The sequence below is a fragment of the Staphylococcus devriesei genome, from assembly GCF_002902625.1.
In the GTDB taxonomy this organism is placed as follows: domain Bacteria; phylum Bacillota; class Bacilli; order Staphylococcales; family Staphylococcaceae; genus Staphylococcus; species Staphylococcus devriesei.
The window spans coordinates 1-2,143 of the sequence record NZ_PPRG01000045.1 but is presented as its reverse complement, the minus strand read 5'-3'; the positions used below and the strand labels follow the sequence as shown (position 1 = coordinate 2,143).

Below are 2,143 nucleotides of genomic sequence, written 5' to 3'. Positions count from 1 at the left end.
GCTTGATAACTATTTTTCATAGCACGCCTCCAATTACAAACTGGACATAATTTTGATTTACAAAACCATGTCTTATGTAACTTCAAATAACCTTCATCAGTCGGCTTGAACTCTAAGACGTTACCACATTGTTTTACGTTAAAAGCCTTTTTAATTTTTAAAATTTCCAGTATGTCTGCATAACTTACATTATCAATTTTCTTTTCTCTCCATGGGCGTTGCTTCCCACTTTTCGTCATATCTTTTAATGTTTCGTTATCTTGATTTTCGTCAATATATTTAGTAGTATTATATTGCATATAAAAAGCCCCCAGTTTTATTTAAGATTCGACACCTTAATAATATAACTGGGGTTTTTTCATGTCAAATTTTCTTTTCAACTCCAAAAATACATAAAAACACTGTCATATCAACGACAAATCATGTTTTTAAAAAAGAACGTTATTTCTATATAGTATCAAGACAAGAAGAAACTCGTTTTCAACTCGTTTCAAATTCCCAAGTTAGGAGGGATAAAATGAAAAATAATAATGTAACAGAAAAAGATTTATTTTATATTTTAGATTTATTTGAACACATGAAAGTAACTTATTGGTTAGATGGTGGCTGGGGGGTAGATGTATTAACTGGAAAACAACAAAGAGAACACAGAGATATAGATATAGATTTTGACGCTCAACACACTCAAAAAGTTATACAAAAATTAGAAGATATCGGATACAAAATAGAAGTTGATTGGATGCCTTCACGTATGGAACTTAAGCATGAAGAATATGGGTATTTAGATATTCATCCTATAAATCTAAATGATGATGGATCAATTACCCAAGCAAACCCAGAAGGTGGTAATTATGTTTTCCAAAATGACTGGTTTTCAGAAACTAATTACAAAGGTCGAAAAATACCATGTATTTCAAAAGAAGCTCAACTTCTTTTTCATTCTGGTTATGATTTAACAGAAAAAGACCATTTTGATATAAAAAATTTAAAATCAATAACATAATTGCTTTATTCCAATTGCTTTATTGACGTTGAGCCTCGGAACCCTTAACAATCCCAAAACTTGTCGAATGGTCGGCTTAATAGCTCACGCTATGCCGACATTCGTCTGCAAGTTTAGTTAAGGGTTCTTCTCAACATCAATAAATTTTCTCGGCATAAATGCGTGTTCTATTTTTTATTATCGTCTTGATAATTATAAAAATAAAACACTCCTTTTTTTAGCAAACTTTATCACAATAGTTATCGCTTTACAGATCTATTTTTCATCGTTATAATCTAGTTAATTCCCGTAAGGGCGCACTTATGCGTTCTAAAAGAACGCGTGTAAAAACCATAATCGACCTTCGTCGATTTTTTTATTTCAAAATTAAAGAAACGGCTTGAGATATCTTGAGATATTCCGAGCAGTTATAAAAATTAATTTGTCTTGAATATTGCTACTACATTCTTGAAAAAGTGATGTAGATTTATAGCCCATAACTTTTTTGAATTCCATCGACGATACGGCGTCGAAAGAAAAATAAATAGACCGTACGAAAGAAAAAAGCTATCTCAATTTTGGGGTAGCTTTTATTTTTTATGCCTTTATTTTGAATTTTAAGGGGGCATTTTAAAGAATTAGGGGTAAATCATATAGTTTTATACCAAAAAACTTATATACCCTCTTAAAACGCAAATATGAGCCAAATAAATATATCTTAATTTCACAAACTAAAATTCGAGCAAATCCAGTGTTGATTTTTTAAGACACTGCCCATTTACATGCAAACTTAAAAGTTGGCATGAAAAGTGGTCAACCATGCCGGTTGAACGCTATAGTTCCCGCAGGGGCAAAAATACATAAAAAAACGCTAGCTTTTAAGCTAACGTTTCAAATTTTTTAAATAATAATTTTGTTTTTCAAAATTCCAAATTGCCGTAATCGAATGTGCTTTTTCTTCTTCGTCTGTTGTTTTATCTTCGTCACTTGTATTAATCAAATTACCATCTTCGGCATCATCTAAATTTAAAATCTTATGTTTTTGTTTAAGTAATCCACCATAACTCAACATACGCTTTCGGTATAAACCTTTTTCTAAATCATTCACGATTTCTTGATTTCTTTCATCATCATCAGTTAAAAAATCAGATGACTTAACCG

Annotated in this window: 3 protein-coding genes; 1 reads left to right on the top strand and 2 read right to left on the bottom strand. The window is 30.8% G+C overall.

Annotated elements, in window-relative coordinates; translation table 11 throughout:
- A partial coding sequence (locus CD147_RS07570; RefSeq protein WP_142382044.1) for a protein rep occupies positions 1-299 on the bottom strand: 299 nt, incomplete at its 3' end.
- A 218-nt stretch (positions 300-517) separates the two neighbouring features.
- On the opposite strand from CD147_RS07570, the gene lnu(A) reads away from it, so the two are divergent.
- Positions 518-1,003 (top strand): lincosamide nucleotidyltransferase Lnu(A), encoded by a 486-nt coding sequence (lnu(A), locus tag CD147_RS07565; protein WP_001829870.1) that lies wholly within the window; start codon positions 518-520, stop codon positions 1,001-1,003.
- An 862-nt stretch (positions 1,004-1,865) separates the two neighbouring features.
- Here the strand turns inward: lnu(A) and CD147_RS07555 are convergent.
- Positions 1,866-2,143: protein rep (locus tag CD147_RS07555; protein ID WP_169926898.1), on the bottom strand; the 278-nt coding region annotated here is incomplete at its 5' end.